A 24,324-nucleotide genomic window follows, 5' to 3' on the forward strand; every position below is an offset into this window, starting at 1 on the left:
CACAAAAGCGAGCGGCGCTCTCTTCGCCCGCTCCGCTCCACTCCGCTCCACTCCACGATGGGGGTCCCCATGTCCACGCACGTCCAGAAGCCCGGCTGGTTCACCGTCAACGTCCTCAACCGCGCCGTCGCCTGGATGACCCGCCGCGGCATCAGCATCTGGGGCTCCCGGGTCCTCGCGGTCCGCGGCCGCAAGAGCGGCGAGTGGCGCACCACCCCCGTCAACCTGCTGGTCGTGGACGGACAGCAGTACCTGCTCGCCCCGCGCGGCCACGTCCAGTGGACGCACAACATGCGCGCGGCCGGCGGCGGCGAGCTGCGTCTGGGCAAGCACGTGGACGTCTTCACCGCCACCGAGGTCGCCGACGACGACAAGGTCCCGCTGCTGCGGGCCTACCTCAAGCGCTGGAAGGCCGAGGTGGGCGTCTTCTTCAAGGGCGTCGGCCCCGACTCCCCCGACACCGACCTGCGCCGCATCGCCCCCGACCACCCGGTCTTCCGGATCACCGTCAGGAGCTGACCTCGGTGGGCTCCGGCTCCGTGGGCTCCGCCGGCTCGGCGGGCACCGGTCGGCGGTCCAGGGCGGTCAGGGCCCGCTGGGCGAAGGGGTGGGTTCGGACGAGCTCGCCCAGGGACGTCGCTCCCTGCGTGATCTCCTTGAACGCCTTCCACGCGGGGCGGAAACCCGTCAGCGCCGCGTGGAAGAGGCCCGGCCGGCGTTCGAAGGCCATCAGCATGCGCTTGCCGACGCTCATCTCGACGCCGAGCCCCGCCTTGATCGCGAACGCGTAGTTCAGCGCCTGGCGCCGGGCGTCCACCGCGTCGTGCGCCTCGGCGATCCGCACCGCCCACTCGCCGGCCAGCCGGCCCGAGCGCAGCGCGAACGAGATGCCCTCGCGCGTCCACGGCTCCAGCAGGCCCGCCGCGTCCCCGCACACCAGCACCCGCCCCCGCGACAGCGGGGAGTCGTCGGCCCGGCACCGGGTCAGATGCCCCGAGGAGATGCTGGGCTCGAAACCGGCGAGCCCGAGCCGGCCGACGAACTCCTCCAAGTACCGCTTGGTGGCCGCGCCTTCGCCCCGCGCGGAGATCACACCGACCGTCAGTGTGTCCCCCTTGGGGAACACCCAGCCGTAACTGCCCGGAATCGGCCCCCAGTCGATCAGCACCCGCCCCCGCCAGTCCTCGGCGACCGTCTCCGGCACCGGGATCTCCGCCTCCAGACCGAGGTCGACCTGGTCGAGCTTGACCCCGACGTGCGCCCCTATCCGGCTGGCGCTGCCGTCCGCGCCGACGACGGCCCGCGCGAGCAGCGTCTCCCCGCCCTGCAGGACCACCGCGACCGTGCGCCGGTCCGGCACCGCCGAGCCGTGCTGCTCGACCCGCTGCACGGTGACGCCCGTGCGCAGCTCGGCGCCCGCCTTCTGGGCGTGCTCCACCAGCTGCTGGTCGAACTCCGGCCGGTTGATCAGCCCGAACAGCATCTGCTTGGAGCGACGGGTGCGGGTGAAGCGGCCGTTGTTGGAGAAGGTGACCGCGTGCACCCGGTCCCGGAAGGGCAGCTCGAAACCGGGCGGCAGCGCGTCGCGCGAGGGGCCGATGATGCCGCCGCCGCACGTCTTGTAACGGGGCAGCTCGGCCTTCTCCAGCAACAGCACGCGCCGCCCCGCGACCGCCGCCGCATAGGCGGCCGAAGCCCCCGCGGGTCCCGCGCCCACCACGACGACGTCCCACACCCGCTGCACGTCGTCCGCCGAAGAGTTGTCGCCGCTCACGATGGTCCGCTGCTCCGATCAAGGCTAGGCCGCACCTGTCCCCCGCATCCTACGGCGGACGTCACCGCAGGCCACTGTGGGAGGATCCCCCTATCCACACGTACAACGTCGCACCCACGAGGAGCGTGCCCATGTCGTCGAAATCGGTCGCCGAGACCGTCGCCTCGCTGATGCCGCGGGCCCAGAGCGAGCTCGCGGAGCTGGTGGCCTTCAAGTCGGTGGCGGACTTCGACCAGTTCCCCCGCAGTGAGAGCGAGGGCGCCGCGAACTGGGTCGCCGGCGCCCTGCGCGCCGAGGGGTTCCAGGACGTGGCGGTGTTCGACACCCCCGACGGCACGCAGTCCGTCTACGGCTGCCTGCCGGGCCCGGAGGGCGCCAGGACCGTGCTGCTCTACGCCCACTACGACGTGCAGCCGCCGCTGGACGAGTCGGCCTGGACGACGCCGCCGTTCGAACTGACCGAGCGGGACGGCCGCTGGTACGGACGCGGAGCCGCCGACTGCAAGGGCGGCGTGATCATGCACCTGCTCGCGCTGCGCGCCCTCAAGGCGAACGGCGGCGTCCCGGTGCACGTCAAGGTGATCGCCGAGGGTTCGGAGGAGATGGGCATGGGCGGTCTCGAGCGGTACGCCGAGGAGCACCCGGAGCTGCTCGCCGCCGACACCGTCGTCATCGGCGACGCGGGCAACTTCCGCGCCGGGCTGCCGACGGTCACCTCCACCCTGCGCGGCATGACCATGGTCCGCATCCAGATGGACACCCTGGAGGGCAATCTGCACTCCGGCCAGTTCGGCGGCGCCGCCCCCGACGCGCTGGCCGCGCTGATCCGCGTCCTCGACTCGCTGCGCGCGGAGGACGGCTCGACGACCGTGGACGGGCTGACCGCCGAGAACCGGTGGGAGGGGCTGCAGTACGACGAGGAGCAGTTCCGCCGGGACGCCAAGGTGCTCGACGGTGTCGAGCTGATCGGTTCGGGCACCGTCGCCGACCGCATCTGGGCACGCCCCGCCGTCACCGTCCTCGGCATCGACTGCCCGCCCGTGGTCGGCGCCACCCCGTCCGTGCAGGCCGGTGCCCGCGCGCTGGTCAGCCTGCGCGTCCCGCCGGGCGTGGACGCGGCCGAGGCGACCAAGCTGCTGCAGGCCCACATCGAGGCCCACACCCCGTGGGGCGCCCGGGTGAGCGTCGAGCAGGTCGGCCAGGGCCAGCCCTTCAGCGCCGACACGACCAGCCCGGCGTACGCGGCGATGGCCGAGGCCATGGCGGTCGCCTACCCGGGCGCGCGGATGCAGTACGCCGGTCAGGGCGGCTCCATCCCGCTGTGCAACACCCTCGCCTCCCTCTACCCCGACGCGGAGATCCTGCTGATCGGCCTGAGCGAGCCGGAGGCCCAGATCCACGCGGTCAACGAGAGCGTGTCGCCCGAAGAGCTGGAGCGCCTGTCGGTCGCGGAGGCGCTGTTCCTGCGCAATTACGCGGCGAGCTGAGCCGCTCTGCCGACAGCCGAGGGCCCTCGCCGCCGGGCGGGGGCCCTTCTACGGTCGGCCCCATGGACGTCGTCGAGCTTCTCCCCCGCCTCCGTCTCCTCCGCTTCCCTGTCGGCCAGGCGTATCTGTGGCGCGACGGCGACGAGCTGACGCTGATCGACGCGGGCCCGCCGGGCTCGGCGGCGGCCGTCGCGATGGCCTGCGGCGGACTACGGCGGATCGTGCTGACCCACTTCCACGAGGATCACGTGGGCGGCGCGGGCGAGGTGGCCGCGGGGTGCGGCGCGGAAGTACTCGCCCACCATCTGGACGCGCCCGTCGTACGGGGCGAACTCCCGGAGCCGCCCCCGGTGTTGCAGGACTGGGAGCGCCCGCTGCATGCGCAGGCGGTCCGGCGACTCCCCCGCGTTCCCTGGCCGCGCCCGGCGAAGGTGAGCGAACTGTGTGACGGTGACGTCCTCGACTTCGGCGGCGGCGCGCACGTCGTCCACGTACCCGGTCACACCGACGGCAGCATCGCGCTCCATCTTCCGCGCCACCGTGTGCTGTTCACCGGGGACGCGGTCGCCGCAGCCCCGGTCGACGGCACGCTGATGCTCGGCGTCTTCAACCTCGACCGGGCCCGCGCCGTGAGGTCCTTCCACCGTCTCGCGGGGCTCGACTCCGACACGGCCTGCTTCGGGCACGGCGATCCGGTGATCGGCCACGCGGCCACCGCACTTCGCCGATCGGCGGACAGGTACCCGCTGTCACCCTGACCATGGAGGGCATGTCCTCCGCAGCACGCCGTACCGCTCACGCCGAGATCGCCACCGCCCTGTCCCTGCTCGGCGACCGCGAACTGGCGGACCTCGTCGAGTCGGGCACGCCCCTCGGCGTGGGGATCGGCGGACGCTCGACGCTGGTCGAGGTGGCGGGCCGGCGGGTGTTCGTGAAGCGGGTGCCGGTCACCGACGTCGAGCTGCGGCCCGAGAACGCGCGCTCCACCCAGAACCTCTTCAATCTGCCGCCGGGCTGCCACTACGGCACCGGCCGCAGCCCGGGCTTCGGCGCCTGGCGGGAACTGGCCGCGCACGCCATGACGACGAACTGGGTGCTGGCCGACCGCTTCCCGGGGTTCCCGCTGCTGCACCACTGGCGGGTGCTGCCGGACGCCGTGCAGCCGCTTCCCGAGGAACTGGCCGACGTGGAGGGGACGGTCGCGTACTGGGGCGGCTCACCCCAGGTGCGCGAGCGCCTCGACGCCCTGCGCACGGCGGCCTCGAGCCTCACCCTGTTCCTGGAGTACTTCCCGCACACCCTCCACGACTGGTTCGACGCACGCGTGCGTACCGGGGAGGCCGATCGGATCTGCGCCCGCGTGGACGAGTGGCTGCGTGCGGTGACCGCCTTCCTCCGGGACCGTGAACTCCTGCATTTCGACGTCCACTTCCAGAACATCGTCACCGACGGCGAGCAGTTCTACCTCTCCGACCACGGCCTCGCCTTCGGCCCCCGCTTCCGGCTCGCCCGGCAGGAACGCGCCTTCTTCGACCGGCACCGCGACTACGACCTCGTCTACTCCCGGGCGTACCTGGTCAACTGGCTCGTCACCGCCCTGTACGGCTACGACCGGCAGGAGCGGGAGGCCTTCGTACGGGCCTGCGCGGTCGGGGCGCACGCAGACGGCGTCCCCGAGGCCGCCGCCGCGATCATCGCCCGGGACGCGACGCTCACCGCCGTCTTCAACGGCTTCCTCGGCCGGCTGCGGACCGACAGCAGGCTCACCCCCTACCCGTACGAGGAACTCCGTCTCGCCTACAACAGCTCCACGTTCTCCGCGTAGTGGCAGGCGACCGGGTTCCCGCCGCCCCGGTCGACCAGCGCCGGAACCTCCTCGACACAGGCCGTGCGCTCGCTCTCCGTCAGCTGGTTCGCGAACTTGGGGCAGCGGGTGCGGAAGCGGCAGCCGCTGGGGGGACGGACCGGGCTCGGCACGTCCCCCTGGACCAGGATGCGTTTACGGGCGCGCTCCTTGCGCGGGTCCGGGAGCGGGATGGCCGAGACCAGGGCCTGTGTGTACGGGTGGGCCGGTGCGGCGAACAGGCGGCGCGCGGGGGCGATCTCGACGAGCCGGCCCAGATACATCACGGCCACCCGGCCCGCCACATGGCGCATCACCGACAGGTCGTGGGCGACGAAGAGGAACGACAGGCCCAGCTCGTTCTGCAGGTCCATGAGCAGGTTGAGCACGCCCGCCTGGATGGACACGTCGAGCGCCGACACCGGCTCGTCCAGCACGACGACCCGGGGACGCAGCGCCAACGCCCTTGCTATGCCGATGCGTTGACGCTGACCGCCGGAGAACTCGTGGGCGTAGCGGTTGCCGTGCTCGGGGTTGAGGCCGACCAGACGCAGCAGTTCGCGTACCTCCTTCCCGCCCCCGTCGCCGTAACGGCCGTGGATGCGCAGGGGTTCGGCGACGATCTCGTGGACGGTGATGCGGGGGTCGAGGGAGGCGTAGGGGTCCTGGAAGACGATCTGCAATTCGCGGCGGAGCGGGCGCATCCGGCGTCTGCTGAGCGCGGTGAGTTCGGTGCCCCGGTAACGGACCTGGCCGGAGGTGGCGGACTCCAGGCCCAGGATCGTGCGGGCGGTGGTCGTCTTGCCGGAGCCGGACTCCCCGACCAGCCCGAGGGTCTCGTTCTCGAACAGGTCGAAGGAGACCCCGCACACCGCGTGGACCTCGCCGACGCGGCGGCGCACCACACCGCGGGACATCACCGGGAAGTGCTTGACGAGGTCGCGGACCTGGAGGACCGGTTCGCCGGTGCCGCCGTGCCCGGGCAGCGGCGGCAGTGGCGTGGCGGTGGCCCGCGCGGGGGCGCTCATACGGTGTCCTCCTCGGCGTTGGTCGGGGCGGTCGTGTCGGCGAAGCGGGCCAGTGCCTCGGAGTCGGCGCCGATGGCGTCGAAGACCTCCGCGGCACCGGTGCCCGCGAGTTCGTCGGCGAAGTGGCAGGCGCTCAGGTGCAGTTCGTGCCCGGCCTTGCGCAGCGCGGGTTCGGTGTTGTCGCAGACGTCCCGGCGCATGGGGCAGCGCGGGGCGAAGGGGCAGCCGGGCGGCAGGTTCAGCAGGGAGGGCGGGGAGCCGGTGATCGGGGTCAGGCGTTCCTCCTCCCGGTCCAGGCGGGGCAGGGAGCCGAGCAGACCGAGGGTGTAGGGCATGCGCGGGGTGTAGAAGATGTCCTCGACCGAGCCGGTCTCCACCATGCGGCCCGCGTACATGACACCGACCCGGTCGCAGTGGCCGGCGACCACGCCCAGGTCGTGGGTGATGAGGACCAGGGCGGCACCGGTCTCGGCGCGGGCGGTCTCCAGGGCGTCGAGGATCTGCGCCTGGACGGTGACGTCGAGGGCGGTGGTCGGTTCGTCGGCGATGATCACGTCGGGGTCGTTGGCCATGGCGATGGCGATGACGACGCGCTGGCGCATACCGCCGGAGAGTTCGTGCGGGTAGCTGTCGACGCGCCGTTCGGGGCTGGGGATGCCGACGGTGCCGAGCAGGTCGACGGCGCGTTCGCGGGCCTGGCGTGACTTCAGGCCGGGGTTGTGCCGTCGTAGCGTCTCGGCGATCTGGTAGCCGACCGAGTAGACCGGGTTGAGGGAGGTCATCGGGTCCTGGAAGATCATCGCGATGCCGCTGCCGCGCAGGTCCGACAGCCGGGCGTCGGACAGGCCGAGCAGTTCCGTCCCCTCGAAGCGGACCGAGCCGCGCACCCGGGCGGTGGCCGGCAGCAGGCCCATCACGGCGAGCGCGGTGACCGACTTCCCGGAGCCGGACTCGCCGACGATGCCGAGGGAGTCACCGCGGTCGAGCCGGTAGCCGACGCCGCGCACGGCCCGTACGATTCCGTCCTCGGTGGGGAACTCCACACTCAGGTCCTCCACTTCGAGGACCGCGCCGGACTCCTCGCCCTTGCCGATGACCGTCACTGTCGCACCCTTTGCTGCCGGGGGTCGAAGGCGTCGCGCAAGCCGTCGCCGATGAAGTTGATGGTCAGGGCGATGGCGATGATGAACGCGCCGGGGATGTAGAAGAGCCAGGGCCGGGTGTCGACGGCCGTCTGCGCCTGGGAGACCAGCAACCCCAGCGAGGTGTCCGGCGGTTGGACGCCGAAGCCGACGAAGGACAGGGCCGTCTCGGTGAGGATGCCGGTGGCCACCAGCACGGTCGCGTTGACGATGATCGGGCCGAGCGAGTTCGGCAGCAGGTGCCGGAAGATGATCCGGGCGTCCGAGGCGCCCAGCGCCTTCGCGGCCTCCACGAACTCCTTCTCCCGCAGCGACAGCACCGTCGAGCGCACCACCCGGGACACGTACGCCCAGGTCAGACCGGCGATCACGGCGGCTATCCAGTACCAGGAACCGCCGCTGCGGGAGGAGATCACCAAGGCGATCGCGAACAGCGGCAGGGTCAGCACCAGATCGGCGACGCGCATCATCACCGCGTCGACGAAGCCCCGGTAGAAGCCCGCGACGGCGCCCCAGACCGCGCCGACGAAGGTGGAGCCCAGCGCGATCAGGATGGCGATCTTCAGCGAGGTCTGGGTGCCCCGCATGACCTGGGCGTAGGCGTCGTAGCCGGAGGAGTCGGTGCCGAACGGGTGTTTCCAGGAGGGCGGTTGGGAATTGTCCGGGGTGTACTTGCGGTACGAGTAGTGCCACAGGTGCGGGCCGATGAACGCCCACAGCAGGATCAGCACGAAGACCACGAGGCTGACCATGGCGGCCCGGTGCCGGAGGAAGCGGCGCAGCACCAGCCGGGTCTGGCTGCGCTGCCGTACCGTGAACTCGTGGTCGCTGGGCGGTAGTTGGGTGCCGGCCGACCCGGGTGCCTCGATGTCAGTCATAGCGGATCCTCGGGTCGAGTACGGCGTAGAGGAGATCGGCGACGAGGTTGAACCCGATGACGACGACGGCGGAGAGCAGCAGCCAGGCCATGGTGCGGTAGACGTCGACGGTGCTGGCGGACTGGACGAGCATCTCCCCCATGCCGTGCCACTGGAAGATCGTCTCCGTGATCACCGCGCCGCCGAGGATGATCGCGACGTCGAGCGCGGTGACGGTGGCCAGCGGGATGAGCGCGGTGCGCAGCGCGTGCCGCACCATGACCGTGCCGCGGCGCAGCCCCTTGGCGCGGGCGAGCCGGACGTAGTCGCTGCCCATGACCTCCAGCATCGAGGCGCGGGTGTAGCGGGTCCAGGAGGCGAAGGAGACCAGGGCGAGGGTGATGGTGGGCAGCACGAGGTGGCCGATGCGGTCGGTGAACTCGTTCCAGGTGGTGTCGACCGGGAGGTACGGCGACTTCTCCCCGATGGTGCCGAGGAACTGGCTGCCGGTCTGTTCGTTGAACCAGATCCCCGCCTGCTTGAGCAGGACCGCGAACCAGAACACCGGCATGGCGAGGAAGAGGAAGCCGAAGAAGGTGATGGTGTAGTCGGCGGCCGAGTACTGGCGCAGCGCGCTGAACACACCGAAGATCACGGCGAGGACCAGGGCGATGATCATGGCGGAGGCGACCAGGGTCACGGTCACCCGGAAGCGGGTGAACAGGTCGTGTCCGATGTCGAGGTTGGGCTGCACGGACGGGCCCCAGTCGCCGTGCAGCACGCCGGTGATCCAGTTCCAGTAGCGCTGCACGGCCGGCTCGTTGGCGTGGATGTGCCGGGCGAAGGCGGCGACGGCGGCCTTGCTGGGCGGGGGCTGCCGGGAGGTGGCGAAGTTGGCGACCGGGTCGCCGGCGTTGACGACGACCAGGAACACGATGAACGTCGAGGCGATGAGGACGGGGATCGAGACGAGGATGCGGCGCACGGTGTAGGCGAGCATGCGGACTTCTCTCGCGTCCGGGGGGCTTGCGTCGGGGGGCCGGCGGTCGGGTTCCCGTCCGCCGGCCGGGCCCGGCCCCGGGGTGACCGGGGACCGGGCGGGAGGGGTGCGGGGGCTACTTCTTGAGGCCCCACTCGGCGGTGTTGTACGGCGGTCCCACGTTCGTGGAGTTGTTCCGCATGTTCACGAACCGCGTCTGGACCGCGAGGAACGTCGGCTTCTGGTACAGCGGCAGGACGTAGGCGGCGTTCACCATGATCTTGTCCGCCTTGTTGAGCAGCGCGGCCGCCTGGGTCTGGTCGGTGGTGCCGACGGCCTGGGCGATCAGCTTGTCGACCGTCTTGTCGCTGTAGCCGCCGTAGTTGCCGCCGCCTCCGGTGACCCAGTTCTGCTGGGCGTTGGCGGTGGGGAACGGCGAGGCGACCCAGGCGAAGACGATGATGTCGTACTGGTGCCCGGCCAGTACCGTGCCGAGGTCGGCGGCGCCGATCGGCTTGATGGTGACCTTGATGCCGAGGTTGGCGAGGTCGCTCTGCAGGATCTGGCACTCGCTCTGCCGGATCTGGTTGCCGGTGGTGTAGCGGCAGTTGAAGGGTCCGACGGCCTTGCCGTCCGGTGTCTTCAGGGCGCTGCCCACTCCGGTGAACTTCGCGTCGGTGAGGTACTTCTTCGCCTTGGTGAGATCACCGGATCCCTGGCCCGTGGCGGACACCAGGTCCTGGTAACCGGCCTGCCCGGGGACGAAGTTGTGGTTGCCGAGCTGCTTCACCGAGGGATCGAACTGGGCCACGGTCTTGGCCATGATGTCCTTGATGCTGATCGCCGTGAACATCGCCTGGCGCAGCGCCGTGTACTTGCCGATCACCGGGTTGTGCAGGTTGAGGTCGAAGTGCTCCCACTGCAGCCCGTTGCCGATGTTGTACGTGACGTTCGGGATGGACTTGACCTGGTTGACCAGGTCCACCTCGGGCTGCGGGTAGATGCCCTGCACCTCGTTGTTGCGCAGGGCGATCGGCTCCTGGGTGGCGTCCGAGATCACCTTGAAGATCAGCCGCTGCAGGGACGGCTTGGTGGCTCCCCACCACTTGGGGTCGGGCTCGTAGGTGGCGTGGTCGTTGTCCACCCACTGCGTCATCTTGTACGGGCCCGCCGTCGGGTACTTGGTGGGCGGGTTCTTCTGGAAGTACTGCCAGCCCTGGGTCATCTGAGCGGCCGTCATATGGGCCGCGTCGCCGGTCTTGGCTCCGGAGATCTTCTCCGCGATGTGCGCCGGGTACAGCGGATAGCCGGCGCCGAAGAGCTGCTTCCAGTCGGAGAAGGGCTTGGCCATCACCACGGTGACGGTCCTGCCGCCGTCGGAGCCGGTGACGGACTTGATGCGGTCGTATCCGGCGGTGCTCTGCGGCAGACAGCCCTTGGTCTGGGTGCTGTCGCTGGCGGGCGGCGGCGGGCAGTCCTTGCCGTCGTTGGTGCGCCAGTAGTAGACGAAGTCGTCGGCGGTGATGGGAGTGCCGTCGTTCCAGGCCGCCTTGGGGTTGATCTTGTAGACCAGTGTCTGCGGGCTGGAGCTGGTCTGGGTCGCCGAGGTGACCAGGTCCTTGTTGAGGGCGACGGAGAAGTCGGGCAGTGGGACGAACACCTGGGGCAGAACGACCTCCAGTGCCTCGCCGTTCTCGAAGGTGTTGCCGTTGGTGTCCTGGATGTTCCACTGCTGGATGTTCTTCTCCAGCACATAGGTGAAGGTTCCGCCGGGCTTGGTGGTGCCGGAGTTGCAGCTGTTCGCCTTGCCCTGGGTGTTGCAGGACGAGAGTCCGGCTGAGCCGCCCTGGGTGGAACCGCCTCCCCCGCCGCCGCCGCTGCTGCAGGCGGCGAGGGTCAGCAGGAGCCCTGCGCCGATGGCGAGTCCCCTGGTGAGGGCCGATGACTGTGCGCGCATGTCCCTCCTCCGGCCGACGGACGTTCCGCGGCCTTGTCAAGACGGCCGAGCGGCCGCGAGAGGTCTGAGCTGCGCACTGACGCTAGAACTCGGAAGTGTACTTTTTCAGATTCCTGTTCATACCAGGACGGTGACGATTCACCCTGGCTTTACCCTCGGAACAGCCTATGCCGGGCAAAAAGCCCTGACGGTTGACTTGGGCGACGAATTTCAGCCGACCGGTACGCCCGCCTCCAGATACAGCGCCGCCCCGCGTTCCCGCGCCCGCAGCGCCCAGCGCAGCCGCTCGTAGCGCACCGGCGGCAACAGGTCGGCGGCCTCGCCCTCGCTGACGAACCGCCACTCACGCAACTCCGGCCCCGGCAGCAGCATCCGGCCCGCCTCCGCGGAGTCGAGGCGGCCGCCGTCGAACAGCAGCCGCAGCCCGCCGAATCCCGGAGGCACGGGCGCCTCCCAGTCCACGACCAACAGCCGCGGTACGTCGACGAGTTGGATCCCGGTCTCCTCGGCGACCTCGCGCATCCCCGCGCGGGCGGGCGCCTCACCGGGTTCGACGACCCCGCCGGGGAACTCCCAGCCGGGCTTGTAGGTGGGGTCGACGAGGAGGAAACGGTCCTGCTCGTCGAAGAGGAGGACGCCGGCCGCGAGGGTCTCGGCGGTGGGTTCGGGGGTCTGTACTATGTCACATTCCACTGCCTCCCCCGACCTGACCGCCTCCGCGATCCGCACCGCCGTCTCGTACGGCGTCAGCGTGCCGTTGTCGACGGGATAGGCGTCCGCCGTGAGCCAGGAGTCGAGGGCGCCGCGGTACGGCTCGATGTGGTCGTACGCCCACTGGCGTACGCGCATCTCGCCGTCGGGGAGGTCCGGCGGGACCTCCCGGGTGGCTATGCGCTCCCGCAGGATCGTTTCGGCCGGGGCGAGGAGGACATGCCGGACGCCGATCCTGCGGGCGGCGAGGCCGCCGAAGATCTCGTCGCGGTACTCCTGGCGCAGGAGGGTCATGGGGACCACGAGGGTCCCGCCGAGCTCGGCGAGCAGGGCGGCCGCCGTGTCGATCACCATGCGCCGCCAGATCGGCAGGTCCTGGTAGTCGCCGACCTCGGCGAGGTGCTTGGCCGGCAGCAGGTGCGTCAGTCCCCCGCCGATGACCTCGGGGTCGAAGAGCGTGCTGTTCGGGATCAGCTCGATCAGTTCCCGTGCGGTGGTGGTCTTTCCCGCACCGAACGCGCCGTTGATCCAGACGATCACGGACTCCCCCTCTTGTGTTGGCCCCCTGAGGCTTGCCCGCTTCACCCTGCCACGGAAACCAGCCCCAGTTGAGGGTGCACATGAGGGGACGCCAGCGCCCCTGTCCGGGGGCACCGGCGCCACGGTCCGCCGTCGGTGTCAGTCGAGGGCCTGGTCGGCGCCGGCGAGGCTGTCGTCGCCGACGGTGTGGGTGACCGTGTCGACGACACCCTCGGAGCTAAGGTCGCCCAGGGTCTGGTGGTCGCCGAGGACCTGGTGGTCGCCGCCGTGCGAGGGGCTGATCGCCGCGACGACGAACCCGGTGGCGAGGGAGGCGATGGCCATCATGCTGCGCTTCTTCATGACCGGATCAACTGCCGGAGACGGACCGGGGTCACGCATCCCGGGGATGTCCGATGAGGAGACGCGGCGGAGAGGACGCGTGGACGGTACGGACGGGCACATCCATGCCGACGCGAGGGCGGGCTGCGGGTGCCGTACGCCATCATCTCCAGGCGGCCGGAGAGCGTCGCGTGTCCGACCCGCCGTGAGCAGGCGACGGGCGTGCGCCTGCGGCCGGCCGAGCGGCTCGAACCTCTCGCGGGCTCGCTCGCGACGACCGTCCCCCGGGAGCAGGTACGGCGGGCCGCGGACCGTCTGCGTGATCTCGCGCGGATGTTCGCGGACGGAGGCCGCGGCCCGCCGCGCTCAGCCCTTGGTCGAGCCCAGGGTCAGGCCCGCGATGAAGTGCCGCTGGAGCAGGAGGAACACCAGGATGGTCGGGAGGGCGACCAGGACCGAGCCCGCGGCCAGCAGGTTGTAGTCGGTGAAGAACTGGCCGCGCAGGTTGTTCAGGGACGACGTGATCGGCAGCTTGTCCGGGTCGGAGATGAAGATCAGGGCCCAGAGGAAGTCGTTGTAGACCCAGGTGAACTCCAGCGTCGCCAGAGCCGCCAGGGCCGGGCGGCACAGGGGCAGGGTGATACGCCAGAACTGGGTCCACACACCCGCGCCGTCGACGATCGCCGCCTCCAGGATCTCCTGGGGCAGCGTGCGCATGAAATTGGCGAGGACGAAGACGCAGAAACCCATCTGGAAGCCGATGTTGACGATGATCACGGCCCAGTAGGAGTCGTACACCGTCAGCGAGTCGGACATCCACCAGGGCAGCGGGATCTTGTTGAACAGCACGTACAGGGGCGTCACGATCACCTGCTGCGGCAGCAGGTTGCCCGCTGTGAAGAACATCAGCAGCACGATCCCGCCGCGGAGCCTCAGTCGGGAGACGGCGAAGGCGACGAACGCGGCCAGGAACAGCGTCACGACGACGGCCGGTACGGCGATCATGAGCGTGTTGGTGAAGTACTTGCCCATGCCGGACTCGGTGTAGGCCCGGCGGTAGTAGTCGAAGGACAGGTGCTTCGGCCAGGAGAGGTAGCCGTGCTGCGCCGTGTCCTCGTACGGGCGCAGACTCGCGTAGACGGCGAGCAGCAGGGGCGCGAGGAACGCGAGGGAGACCGCCGTCAGGAAGATGTGCACGCCCCAATGCCCGCGTCGACGGCGCGACTTCGCGGCCCGGACGGCGTCGGGGGCCGGGCGGCGCAGGGGTGCGGTGGTGCGGATGTCCGCGGTCATCGCTCGCGCGCACCTCGCAGCTCCTGGACCAGGAACGTCACGATGAATCCCAACGACACGACGAGCAGGACGACGGCGATCGCGGACCCGAAACCGATGCGGCTGGCCTCGCCGATGATGTTGTCGGTGATCAGGACGGAGAGCAGTTCCAGGCCGTTGCGGCCCTTGTTGACGGCGTAGACGATGTCGAAGGCCCGCAGCGCCTCGATCACGGTGATGACACCGACGATGACGTTGACCGGCCGCAGGGTCGGGAAGACCACGCGGAAGAAGGTCTGGCGTTCGTTGGCGCCGTCGATGGCGGCCGCTTCCTTGAGCGCGGGGTCGACGGACTTGAGTCCGGCCAGGTAGAGGATCATCACATAGCCGACGTGCCGCCAGCCGGCCGCGATCATGATCATCCAGAGGTTGAGGTGCGAGTCGCCCAGCCAGTCGATCGGGTCGTCGTGGTTGTCGAGGACGGTGTTGATCACGCCCTGGTCGGTGCCGAGGATCAGCTGGGCGATGAAGCCGACGATCGCGAGCGAGAGCACGACCGGCAGGTAGATGACGGACTGGTAGAAGCGGCTGAAGCGCACTCCCCGGTCGATGAGCACGGCCAGGAAGAGGCCGAAAGGGGTGGCGATCAGGCCGAGGAAGAGCAGCCACATGACGTTGTGGCAGACGGCCGGCCAGAAGGGCGGGTAGTTGTCGGCGAGGTTCCGGTAGTTGTCCAGGCCGACCCAGTGGATGTCGCCGATGCCGTCCCAGGCGGTGAAGGACAGGCCGATCGAGGCGAGGGTCGGGCCCCAGACGATGGCGAGGTCGAGCAGGATCGGGATGCCGAGCAGCACGCCGAGGACGACGGCGTCGCGGCGGGTGAACCGCCGCCGCCGTCGTCCGGCGCGTCGCGGGAAGGTGAGCGCCACGGAACGTGTCCCCCAGTGATCAGCCGACGGGCTGCGAGAAGATGGTCTTCTTCTGCCGCTCGATGCTCTTGCACAGCCCGTCGACGTCCTTCGGGTTGCCGATGAAGTCCTGGATCGACTGGATCATCACGGTCGACGCGAAGTCGGGGCGGGTGTCGCGGTCCAGGAACTGCGAGATCTGCTTCGCCTGCGAGACGAGCTGTGCGGACTTCTTCTGCAGGGCGCTGTAGTGGGAGGTGTCGGCGCCCGAGTTGACGGCCACGTTGTTGGGGTCGTGGGTGAGGTAGGTGTCCTCGGCCTCCGGCTTGCCCAGCCACTTGAGCAGGCCCTTCGCTCCGGTGAGGTTCTTGGCCTTCTTCGCGACGAGGAACCCGTCGATCGGGGCCTCCACGGCGTCCTGGCCCCACTGCGCGTCGATCTCGGGGAAGGCGAAGAAGTCGATGTCGTCCCGCTCGTTCTCCGGGAACTGGGTGCCGGGGTGCGGCATGCCGAAGACGGCCATGCCGGTCTTGCGCTGCTGCAGGCTCTGCCCGGCCTCCTCCCAGGTCCGGCCGAGGGCGCCCTTCTGGTAGTACGGCATGAGTTCGCGCCAGGTGTCGAAGACGTTCTTCACCTTGGTGTCGGTCCACGATTCCTCGCCCGCCATCAGGGACTTGTGGAAGTCGTAGCCGTTCAGCCGCAGATTGATGTAGTCGAAGGTGCCCATCGCGGGCCAGCCGTCCTTGTCGCAGAAAGCGACCGGATTGCCGTCCTTCTGCATCTGTTTGGCCAGGGCGATGAAGTCGTCCCACTTGGTGGGCTGTTGATAGCCCTTCTGCTGGAAGAGGCTCTTCCGGTGGAACACCGCCCACGGATAGTAGTAGTACGGCACGAAGTACTGCTTGCCGTCGTGCGTGGACTGGGCCTTCAACGCGTCCGAGAATCCCGAGAACGTCTTCCACACATCGCTGATCTCGGTCAGCAGGCCTTTCTCCGCGAAGTACTGCATGCGGTATCCGGCGAACCACATGAAGACGTCGTCGGGGGTGCCCTGCAGATAGCGGTTGATGTTCTCCTGGAAGTCGTTGTGGTCCTTGGTGTTGACCTTCACCTTCTTGCCGGACTTCTTCTCGTACGCCTGGAAGGCGGCGGCGTACGCCTCCTTCGGTACGGCGTCCGAGGCGTTGGAGCCGACGGAGACCTCCTTCTTGTCGCCGCCGGGTCCACTCCCGCACGCCGACAGCAGGGCGGGCAGTGTCACCGCGCCGGCACCGAGGGCCGCACCGCGTAAGAGATTTCGCCGGGACATCCGATGACCTGCCTGGTCATTGGACTGGGCCAACGGGTTGAACGATGACTGCGCCATGTCCCCCTCCTCGGATCGCCACCCCACACAACCGAACGCACGGCTTGGATCTCACCTCCGTCTGGCCTTGGCGTCAAGGGGTCTGACGGGATACCGAACAACCGTTACCTCATGTCTTCCAGCACCGTCCGACACGACTTACCGTAAACACGCACCGATGACGAGGACATGATGTCATCCCACCTTTGCGCGTTCGGAGGAAACGTAACGATGCGTCACCTTCACCCCCGCACAACCCGCCGAAGAGTGGTCGGAGCGCTCGCCGCAGGTCTCCTGTGCGCGGCCGGACTCGCCGCGCCGGCCCTCGCGGCACCCCCTGCCGGAGCCGCGGCACCCGCCCTGGCGGACGGCCTGGCCCGCACGCCGCCGATGGGCTTCAACAACTGGAACTCCACCCATTGCCGTGCCGATTTCAACGAGTCCATGGTCAAGGGAATCGCGGACATCTTCGTCGAGAAGGGCCTCAAGGACGCCGGCTATCAGTACGTCAACCTCGACGACTGCTGGGCGCTGCCGAACCGGGACGCGGACGGCAGACTCGTCCCGGATCCGGTCCGTTTCCCCAACGGGATCAAGGCGGTCGCGGACTACGTCCACTCCAAGGGACTCAAGCTCGGGATCTACACCAGCGCGGGCACCAAGACCTGCAACAGCGCAGGTTTCCCGGGTGCGCTCGGTCACGAGTACAGCGACGCCCAGCAGTTCGCGGACTGGGGCGTCGACTACCTCAAGTACGACAACTGCAACAACCAGGGTGTGGACGCCAAGGTGCGCTACACGACCATGCGGGACGCCCTCAAGGCGACCGGCCGGCCCATCGTCTACAGCATGTGCGAATGGGGCCAGAACAAACCCTGGGAATGGGCCGCCGACGTGGGCCATTTGTGGCGCACCACCGGTGACATCAGCGACAACTGGGGCTCGATGCTGGGGATTCTGAAGAAGAACCTGCCGCTCGCGCAATACGCCGGCCCCGGGCACTGGAACGACCCGGACATGCTGGAGGTCGGCAACGGCGGCATGACCGACACCGAGTACCGCTCGCACTTCTCGATGTGGTCGATCATGGCCGCGCCGCTGCTCATCGGTTCCGACCTGCGCAGGGCGACACCGGCGACCTTCGACATCCTCGACAACAAGGAGGTCGTCGCGGTCGACCAGGATCCGCTGGGCAAGCAGGGCACGGTCGTCTCCTCCGAGGGCGGACGCTGGGTCGTCGCCAAGGAGATGAAGGACGGCAGCAGCACGGTGGCCCTCTTCAACGAGTCCGACGCCGCCCAGCACATCGCCACCACGGCCGCGGCCGTCGGCCTGCCCGGGGCCCCCGCCTACACCCTGCGCGACCTGTGGCAGCACCGCAGCTACAACACCGCGGGCACCATCGCGGCCACCGTCCCGGCACACGGCACGGTCCTGGTACGGGTCTTCCCCGACCGCGCCTGGGCGCTGCACCCGCCCGCCGTCGAAACCGGCCTGGACGGCGGCCCGTTGATCGAGGCGGGCAGACCGGCCGCGCTGACCACCGTCGTGACGGACCTGGGCCGCACGCCCGCACTGCTCGTGTCGGCCGGCCTGACGGGACCCGACGGCTGGACCGTCCGAGCCAACACCCCCACCCGGGCCCTCGCCCTGCCGACCGGCCGCTCCCTGCGCACCGGGTGGTCGGTCACCGCGCCACCGGGGACGCCGACGGGGTCGTACGCGCTGACCCTCGAGGCGAGTTACCGCTCGCCGACCGGCGCCCGGGTCGACAGCGCCATCCCGCTGACGGTGTCCGTCGTCGTCCCCCCGCCCGCGGGCGCCTCATCGCTCGGCGATCTGCCCTGGCTGTCGGCCGCCAACGGCTACGGGCCGGTCGAGCGCAACACCAGCAACGGCGAGAGCAAGGCGGGCGACGGGCATCCGATCACCCTCGGCGGCGTGGTGTACGCCAAGGGGCTCGGTGTCCACGCGGACAGCGCCGTCGAGTTCTACACCGGCAAGGCGTGCGCCACGCTCACCGCGGACGTCGGCGTGGACGACGAGAAGGGCGCCAAGGGCACCGTCGCCTTCGAGGTCTGGGCCGACGGCACCAAGGTCACCTCGACCGGCGTCCTGACCAACGCGATGCCGGCCCAGCCGCTCACCGCGGACGTGACCGGCGCCCAGGTGGTCCGTCTGGTCGTCACCGACGGCGGCGACGGCAACGACTCGGACCACGCGGACTGGGCGGACGCCCGACTGACCTGCTGAGGCCCCGAGAGGCCCTGACGGAGGCACAGGTGAGCCGCGGTTGCCGTGCGCAGGGGCCCACAAGACGTTCAGGCAGGCCGCTGAGCCCGCTTGGGGAGCCTCAGCGGCCTGCGTGAACGTTCCTGCCCTCCCGAGGCCCTTCCGAGGCCCTTCGAGGCCCTCCAAGGCTCCGAGAGCGCGCAAAGGGCGCTCAGACCGCGGCCGCGTCCGCCCGCTTGGCGAGCGCGGCCGCGGCCGCTCCCACCAGTCCGGCGTCCGTGCCCATCTGGGCCGGTGTGATCTCCAGCCGCTGCACGAAGGAGAGCGTCGCGTAGGTGCCGAGCGCCTTGCGCAGCGGGGTGAACAGCACTTCGCCCGCCTTGCCCACGCCCCCGCCGATCACCGCGATGTCTATCTCGACCAGGGTCGCGGTGGCCGCGATCCCGGCGGCGAGCGCCTGCGCCGCCCGCTCGAAGGAGGCCACGGCGACCGGGTCGCCGGCCCGGGCGGCGGCGGCCACGGCGGCGGCCGACGTGTCACCGTCCGGGCCGGGCACCCAGCCGCTCTCGATCGCGCGGCGGGCGATGTTCGGTCCGCTGGCGATGCGTTCCACGCAGCCGCGCGCACCGCACGGGCACGGATCCCCGTCCAGATCCACGCTGATGTGACCGATGTGGCCGGCGTTGCCCGTGGGACCGGGGTGGAGTTGACCGTTCAGGACGAGCCCGCCCCCGACGCCGGTGGAGACCACCATGCACAGCGCGTTGTCGTGGCCGCGGGCGGCGCCCTGCCAGTGCTCGGCCGCCGTGATGGCCACACCGTCGCCGATCAGCTCGACCGGCAGACCGCCGGCCACCTCCCGCACGCGCTGGACCAGCGGAAAGTCGCGCCAGCCCGGGACGTTGACCGGGCTGACGGTGCCCGCGGAGGCGTCCACCGGTCCGGCGCTGCCGATGCCGAGGGCCGTGGCGTGCCCCCACAGGGGCGAGGCGGTGAGTTCGCCGAGGACGTCCGCCACGGCGCCCATCACGGTCTCGCCGTCCTGCTGCGCGGGCGTCGCGCGCTGGGCGCGCACCACGATCTGGCCGTGGCCGTCCACCAGCGCCCCGGCGATCTTGGTGCCGCCGATGTCCAGCGCGGCCACGAGGTCGGTCTGCATCTGTGTCGGATCTCCCGGTCAACCAATCGGATCCCCGTCGGCGCGGGGGGAGTTCCCCTCGACGACGGAGAAGTGCGGGCCGGTCTGGCGGTGGGGACGCAGGCCGGAGATTGCGGTGGACAGTGTCTCTCGCATATGACAACGTTGTCCAGGCTCTATGCTCGACGCCACATCCTCATACAAACTCATGGTCCGACGCATCCCCATGGACGAGACAGGACAGGACAGCGCATCGTGCCCGAGACCGCCCGCCGTACAGACCGCCTTGCCGGGAGCCGTTACGGCAACCGTCCGACCATGAAGGACGTTGCCGCGCGCGCCGGAGTCGGGCTGAAGACCGTCTCCCGCGTGGTCAACGGCGAGCCCGGCGTCACCCCCGAGACGGAGCGCCGGGTGCAGGAGGCCATCGACGCGCTGGGCTTCCGCCGCAACGACAGCGCGCGCGTGCTGCGCAAGGGCCGTACCGCCAGCATCGGACTGGTCCTGGAGGATCTCGCCGACCCGTTCTACGGCCCCCTCAGCCGCGCGGTCGAGGAGGTGGCCCGCGCGCACGGCGCCCTGCTGATCAACGGTTCCAGCGCGGAGGACCCGGACCGTGAGCAGGAGTTGGCGCTGGCGCTGTGCGCACGGCGGGTGGACGGCCTGGTGGTGATCCCGGCCGGGGACGACCACCGCTATCTGGAACCGGAGATCAAGGCGGGCGTCGCCACGGTGTTCGTGGACCGTCCGGCCGGGAAGATCGACGCGGACGTCGTCCTGTCGGACAACTACGGGGGCGCCCGGGACGGCGTCGCCCATCTGATCGCCCACGGCCACCGCCGGATCGGGTTCGTCGGTGACATGCCCCGCATCCACACCGCCGCCGAGCGCCTGCGCGGCTACCGGGCCGCGATGGAGGACGCGGGCATCGAGGTGGCGGACGCCTGGATGTCCCTGGGCGTCACGGATCCGCAGCGGGTGCGGCGGGCGGCCGAGGAGATGCTGTCCGGGCCGGATCCGGTCACGGCGATCTTCACGGGCAACAACCGGGTCACCGTCACCGCGGTGCGCGTGCTCGCCGAACACAAGCGCCCGGTCGCCGTCGTCGGCTTCGACGACTTCGAGCTCGCCGATCTGCTCCAGCCGGGCGTCACGGTCGTGGCGCAGGACGCGGCGGCGCTCGGCCGTACCGCCGCGGAGCGGCTCTTCCGCCAGCTGGACGGCGATCTGATCACGCCGGAGCGCATAGAGCTGCCGACCCGGCTGATCACCCGCGGATCGGGCGAACTGCCGCCGAGGGACTGAGTCACCCGTGCGGGATCGAACCCTCGAGGCGCTGGGCCTGGCCAAGGCCCCGCGAGAGCATCCCCTGCTCTACCCGGGCGCGTGGCCCACGGAGTCCGGACTGCTCTGCGGCGACCATCTGCTGCCGCTGGACCGGCTCGTCCACGACGAGGACCGCGTGCCGGTCCTGGCGGTCGGCTCCAACGGCTGCCCCGGCCAACTGCGCGGCAAGATGGCCGAGTCGGGGATCGCCTCGCCCGTCCCGATGGTGAAGGCGTACGTCACCGGGATCGACGTCGGTGTCTCCGCGCACGTCAGCCGCCGCGGGTACGTCTCCGCGGCACCGTTCCAGGCGCCGGACGCGGTACGGGAGTTGTTCGTGACATGGTTCGACGCCGAGCAGCTGGCGGTGATCGACGCGAGCGAGGGCGTACCGCTGCCGTACGGCAACTACCGGCGGGCCTGGCTGCCGTCGCCGGACGTACGGATCGAACTGGAGGACGGCACGCGGCTGCCCGGCGTGCACGTATACGTCAACCGGCGCGGGGTCCTGCACAACGGCACCCCGGCGCCCCGGACGCATCCCGGGCAGCGGGAGCTGCTGACCGAACTCCTCGTCGGGTCGGCCCGGTTGAGGGAACTGTTCGGTGTGACGCCCGAGGAGTTCTGCGCCCGGGCCCGCGCCGATGTGCGGCTGTGCGAGCGGGGCACCCGGGTGTTCGCGGAAGAGAAGCTGGTCACGGCGTCGGGGCTGGAGCGGTTCGTGCGGGATCAGCACACCGGGAGCCCTGGGACCGGCTGATCGTTGTCGCCGCCCCGGATGCAGACACCCCAGATGCAGACACTACGGGGCTGGGGTGACGACACCAGGCGGCGGTGACGGCTGTGACGGGGCTGCTACGTGCCGGAGACGGTGAGGTCCCCGCGCCGGGGCGCCGCGAAGGCCTCCAGGTCGGTCCTGGTCAGACCGGTCAGCCGGGCCACCTCGGCGATGTCGAGGGCGCCGCAGTCGAGGCCGCGCAGCAGATGGCCGCTGAGGGCCTTGGCGGTGGCGGGCTCGTCCATGACGTCGCCGCCGGCCCGGTTCGCGTACCGGGCGAGCCGGGCGGCGGCCTGCTCGAAGCCCTCGCGGTAGAAGGCGAACACGGCCGCGTACCGGGTGGGGATGTGGCCGGGATGCATGTCCCAGCCCTGGTAGTAGGCGCGGGCGAGGGCGCGGCGGGTCAGGCGGTAGTGCAGGCGCCAGGCGTCGTGGACCTTCGCCGTCGGGCCGACGGGCAGCACGTTGGTCGAGCCGTCGGAGACGCGGACGCCCGTGCCGGCCGCCGCGACCTGCATGACCGCCTTGGCGTGGTCGGCGGCCGGGTGGTCGCTCGCCTGGTGGGCGGCGGAGACGCCGAGACAGGCGCTGTAGTCGAAGGTGCCGTAGTGCAGTCCGGTGGCTCGTCCCTCGGCGGCCTGGATCATCCGGGCGACGGTCGCGGTGCCGTCGGTGGCCAGGATGGACTGGCTGGTCTCGATCTGGATCTCGAAGCCGATCCGTCCGGCCTCCAGACCGTGGGCCTTCTCGAACTCCTCCAGCAGCCGTGCGAACGCGGTGACCTGCTCGGCGTACGTCACCTTCGGCAGCGTCAGCACCAGCCCCTCGGGCAGCCCGCCCGCGCGCATCAGACCGGTGAGGAAGACGTCGAGGGTCCGCATGCCCCGGTCCCGTACCGCGGCCTCCATGCACTTCATGCGGATGCCCATGCAGGGCGCGGCGGTCCCCTTCTCGTACGCCTCGGCGATCAGCCGGGCCGCGCGGGCCGCCGCCTCGTCCTCCTCGGCGTCCGGGCGGAGACCGTAGCCGTCCTCGAAGTCCACACGCAGGTCTTCGACGGGCTCGCGCTCCAGCTTGGCGCGCACACGCGCGTGGACGGGCTCGGCGAGCTCGTCGGACAGGCCCAGGACGGCGGCGAAGGAGGCGGCGTCCGGGGCGTGTTCGTCGAGGGCGGCCAGCGCCCGGTCGCCCCAGGAGCGGATGGTGTCTGCGGCGAAGACGTCCCCGGGGACGTACACGGTGTGGACGGGCTGGCGGGTGCCGGGGTCGCCGGGGTAGCGGCGCTCCAACTCGGCGTCGACCGGGGCGAGGGAGGCACTGATCTCCTCGCTGACAGCGCCCGCGAGGCTCGTCGCCACCTGCTCCTGCTGGCCCTGGCCCATCCCATACCCTCCTGTTTTCCGCTGTACGGAATCAACAATCCGTAGAACGAAGGTATCCGTGCGCCTCGGGACGGTCAACACCATGTCCACACCCGGCCACGCCGCCACCTCGGCATGTTCACGCCCCACTCACACCCGGGTATCACACTGCTCGACACACAACTCGCCCCGACGGGCGACTCGTTTGGCCTCACGACCGAAGGAGCCCCCGTGCCGAACCCGCACCGAATCCCCCGCCGACTGGGCCTCAAGGCCTTACTGGCAGCGGCGGTCACCCTCCCCTTGTCCAGCGCCGCCGCGGTCTCCGCCCCGTCCGCCTCGGCGGAGGCGCCCCGGGTCCGCCGCGCCCCGGTGACCGGGCACGGGGTCCCCGATCTGCGGGTGATGACCTTCAACCTGCGGTTCGCCAGCACCGAGGAACCCGACAGCTGGGCCGACCGCCGCCCCGCGATGCGCCGGCTGCTCCGCGCGGCGGCCCCCGATCTCTTCGGCACCCAGGAGGGCCTCTACCAGCAACTGCGCGACATCGACTCGGATCTCGCGCCGCACTACGCCTGGATCGGCACCGGTCGCGAACGGATCAGCGGCGACGAGTCCACGGCCCTCTTCTACGACACCCGCCGCCTCTCGCCCGTCGAGCACGGCACGTTCGCACTGTCGGACACCCCCGACGTGCTCGGTTCGGAGACCTGGGGCGGGGACACGCCCCGTACCGCCACCTGGGTGCGGTTCCGCGATCGCAGCGACTCCGGCCGTGAGTTCCTCGTCCTCAACACCCACCTCGACAACGCGAGCCAGTACGCGCGCGAGCGGGCCGCCTCGCTCATCGTCCAGCGGATCGCCCGGCTCCGCGGCACGCTGCCGGTCGTGGTGACGGGCGACTTCAACGCCTACGCGCATGCCAACCGTGCCTACGACACGATGGTCGGCACCGGACTCGTCGACACCTGGGACGCGGCGGCCCGACGCGGACCGCTCTACGGGACGTTCCATGCCAGGTACCGGCCGCCACAGCCGAACGGCGAGCGCATCGACTGGATCTTCGTCTCCCCCGGCGTCAAGGTCGAACAGGCGTCGATCGACACGTCCTCCCTGAACGGCCAGTACCCCAGCGACCATTTCCCCGTCCAGGTCTCGCTGCGCCTGACGTGAGACGAGGCCCCCGCGACCGTTCGTGCGGTCGCGGGGGCCTCGTACAGCCGTCCGGTGATCAGCCCTTGCGGGTGTTGATCTCCTCGGTGAGCTGGGGGACGACGTCGAAGAGGTCGCCGACCACGCCGTAGTCGACCAGGTCGAAGATCGGT

The 24,324-nt window shown here is 70.3% G+C and carries 21 protein-coding genes; 8 read left to right on the top strand and 13 right to left on the bottom strand.

Annotated elements, in window-relative coordinates; all coding sequences use genetic code 11:
* The first annotated feature begins 69 nt into the window (after nucleotides 1-69).
* Nucleotides 70-519: a nitroreductase family deazaflavin-dependent oxidoreductase gene (locus MKW14_RS26200; RefSeq protein ID WP_240865976.1), complete on the top strand. Its 450-nt coding sequence runs from the start codon at nucleotides 70-72 to the stop codon at nucleotides 517-519.
* On the opposite strand, the gene MKW14_RS26205 is transcribed toward MKW14_RS26200, so the two are convergent.
* Complete coding sequence (locus tag MKW14_RS26205) at nucleotides 509-1,774, bottom strand: geranylgeranyl reductase family protein (RefSeq protein WP_240865978.1); 1,266 nt, start codon at nucleotides 1,772-1,774, stop codon at nucleotides 509-511. The genes MKW14_RS26200 and MKW14_RS26205 overlap by 11 nt on opposite strands.
* Before the next feature lie 131 nt (nucleotides 1,775-1,905).
* Here MKW14_RS26205 and MKW14_RS26210 point away from each other — a divergent pair, with 131 nt between their 5' ends.
* The 3 genes from MKW14_RS26210 to MKW14_RS26220 all read left to right on the top strand — a co-directional run bounded on the left by MKW14_RS26210 (nucleotide 1,906) and on the right by MKW14_RS26220 (nucleotide 5,086).
* The gene (locus MKW14_RS26210; RefSeq protein ID WP_240865980.1) at nucleotides 1,906-3,261 is read left to right on the top strand and encodes a dipeptidase; all 1,356 of its coding nucleotides are present in this window, start codon (nucleotides 1,906-1,908) and stop codon (nucleotides 3,259-3,261) included.
* A gap of 62 nt (nucleotides 3,262-3,323) precedes the next feature.
* The gene (locus MKW14_RS26215; protein WP_240865982.1) at nucleotides 3,324-4,019 is read left to right on the top strand and encodes an MBL fold metallo-hydrolase; all 696 of its coding nucleotides are present in this window, start codon (nucleotides 3,324-3,326) and stop codon (nucleotides 4,017-4,019) included.
* Between the two features lie 11 nt (nucleotides 4,020-4,030).
* Nucleotides 4,031-5,086 (top strand): protein kinase family protein, encoded by a 1,056-nt coding sequence (locus tag MKW14_RS26220; protein ID WP_240865984.1) that lies wholly within the window; start codon nucleotides 4,031-4,033, stop codon nucleotides 5,084-5,086.
* Here the strand turns inward: MKW14_RS26220 and MKW14_RS26225 are convergent.
* The 10 genes from MKW14_RS26225 to MKW14_RS26270 form a co-directional block, all read right to left on the bottom strand.
* A complete protein-coding gene (locus MKW14_RS26225) occupies nucleotides 5,059-6,132 on the bottom strand; it encodes an ABC transporter ATP-binding protein (protein ID WP_240865989.1) in 1,074 nt (357 codons plus the stop codon). The genes MKW14_RS26220 and MKW14_RS26225 overlap by 28 nt on opposite strands.
* The gene (locus MKW14_RS26230) at nucleotides 6,129-7,235 is read right to left on the bottom strand and encodes an ABC transporter ATP-binding protein (protein ID WP_240865992.1); all 1,107 of its coding nucleotides are present in this window, start codon (nucleotides 7,233-7,235) and stop codon (nucleotides 6,129-6,131) included. Before MKW14_RS26230 ends, MKW14_RS26225 begins: the two co-directional genes overlap by 4 nt.
* Nucleotides 7,232-8,152 (bottom strand): ABC transporter permease, encoded by a 921-nt coding sequence (locus MKW14_RS26235; RefSeq protein WP_240865994.1) that lies wholly within the window; start codon nucleotides 8,150-8,152, stop codon nucleotides 7,232-7,234. Before MKW14_RS26235 ends, MKW14_RS26230 begins: the two co-directional genes overlap by 4 nt.
* Nucleotides 8,145-9,131, bottom strand: a complete 987-nt coding sequence (locus tag MKW14_RS26240; protein WP_240865995.1) for an ABC transporter permease — start codon at nucleotides 9,129-9,131, stop codon at nucleotides 8,145-8,147. Before MKW14_RS26240 ends, MKW14_RS26235 begins: the two co-directional genes overlap by 8 nt.
* A gap of 115 nt (nucleotides 9,132-9,246) precedes the next feature.
* A complete protein-coding gene (locus tag MKW14_RS26245) occupies nucleotides 9,247-11,067 on the bottom strand; it encodes an ABC transporter family substrate-binding protein (protein WP_240866000.1) in 1,821 nt (606 codons plus the stop codon).
* A 210-nt stretch (nucleotides 11,068-11,277) separates the two neighbouring features.
* Nucleotides 11,278-12,318, bottom strand: a complete 1,041-nt coding sequence (locus tag MKW14_RS26250) for an NUDIX hydrolase (RefSeq protein WP_240866005.1) — start codon at nucleotides 12,316-12,318, stop codon at nucleotides 11,278-11,280.
* Nucleotides 12,319-12,456: 138 nt separating this feature from the next.
* Entirely contained in the window at nucleotides 12,457-12,660 is a 204-nt protein-coding gene (locus MKW14_RS26255; protein ID WP_240866006.1) for a hypothetical protein, read from the bottom strand.
* A 345-nt stretch (nucleotides 12,661-13,005) separates the two neighbouring features.
* Complete coding sequence (locus tag MKW14_RS26260) at nucleotides 13,006-13,932, bottom strand: carbohydrate ABC transporter permease (protein WP_240866008.1); 927 nt, start codon at nucleotides 13,930-13,932, stop codon at nucleotides 13,006-13,008.
* Nucleotides 13,929-14,840 (bottom strand): carbohydrate ABC transporter permease, encoded by a 912-nt coding sequence (locus MKW14_RS26265; protein WP_240866011.1) that lies wholly within the window; start codon nucleotides 14,838-14,840, stop codon nucleotides 13,929-13,931. Before MKW14_RS26265 ends, MKW14_RS26260 begins: the two co-directional genes overlap by 4 nt.
* A gap of 19 nt (nucleotides 14,841-14,859) precedes the next feature.
* Nucleotides 14,860-16,128, bottom strand: a complete 1,269-nt coding sequence (locus MKW14_RS26270) for an ABC transporter substrate-binding protein (protein ID WP_240866043.1) — start codon at nucleotides 16,126-16,128, stop codon at nucleotides 14,860-14,862.
* 267 nt (nucleotides 16,129-16,395) lie between these two features.
* On the opposite strand from MKW14_RS26270, the gene MKW14_RS26275 reads away from it, so the two are divergent.
* Nucleotides 16,396-18,417 (top strand): NPCBM/NEW2 domain-containing protein, encoded by a 2,022-nt coding sequence (locus tag MKW14_RS26275; protein ID WP_240866013.1) that lies wholly within the window; start codon nucleotides 16,396-16,398, stop codon nucleotides 18,415-18,417.
* Nucleotides 18,418-18,607: 190 nt separating this feature from the next.
* Here the strand turns inward: MKW14_RS26275 and MKW14_RS26280 are convergent, their stop codons facing one another.
* The gene (locus MKW14_RS26280; RefSeq protein ID WP_240866015.1) at nucleotides 18,608-19,555 is read right to left on the bottom strand and encodes an ROK family protein; all 948 of its coding nucleotides are present in this window, start codon (nucleotides 19,553-19,555) and stop codon (nucleotides 18,608-18,610) included.
* Between the two features lie 234 nt (nucleotides 19,556-19,789).
* Here MKW14_RS26280 and MKW14_RS26285 point away from each other — a divergent pair, with 234 nt between their 5' ends.
* Both MKW14_RS26285 and MKW14_RS26290 read left to right on the top strand, forming a co-directional pair.
* On the top strand, nucleotides 19,790-20,839 hold the full coding sequence (locus tag MKW14_RS26285) for a LacI family DNA-binding transcriptional regulator (RefSeq protein ID WP_240866017.1): 1,050 nt from the start codon (nucleotides 19,790-19,792) through the stop codon (nucleotides 20,837-20,839).
* 7 nt (nucleotides 20,840-20,846) lie between these two features.
* A complete protein-coding gene (locus MKW14_RS26290; RefSeq protein ID WP_240866019.1) occupies nucleotides 20,847-21,620 on the top strand; it encodes a hypothetical protein in 774 nt (257 codons plus the stop codon).
* A 95-nt stretch (nucleotides 21,621-21,715) separates the two neighbouring features.
* Here MKW14_RS26290 and MKW14_RS26295 read toward each other — a convergent pair whose 3' ends face one another.
* Complete coding sequence (locus MKW14_RS26295; protein ID WP_240866021.1) at nucleotides 21,716-23,020, bottom strand: DUF6986 family protein; 1,305 nt, start codon at nucleotides 23,018-23,020, stop codon at nucleotides 21,716-21,718.
* A 210-nt stretch (nucleotides 23,021-23,230) separates the two neighbouring features.
* Here MKW14_RS26295 and MKW14_RS26300 point away from each other — a divergent pair, with 210 nt between their 5' ends.
* Nucleotides 23,231-24,172, top strand: coding sequence for an endonuclease/exonuclease/phosphatase family protein (locus MKW14_RS26300; protein ID WP_240866023.1), 942 nt, complete (start codon nucleotides 23,231-23,233; stop codon nucleotides 24,170-24,172).
* Nucleotides 24,173-24,324: the final 152 nt, after the last annotated feature.

Source organism: Streptomyces gilvus (assembly GCF_022513565.1).
Lineage (GTDB): Bacteria > Actinomycetota > Actinomycetes > Streptomycetales > Streptomycetaceae > Streptomyces > Streptomyces gilvus.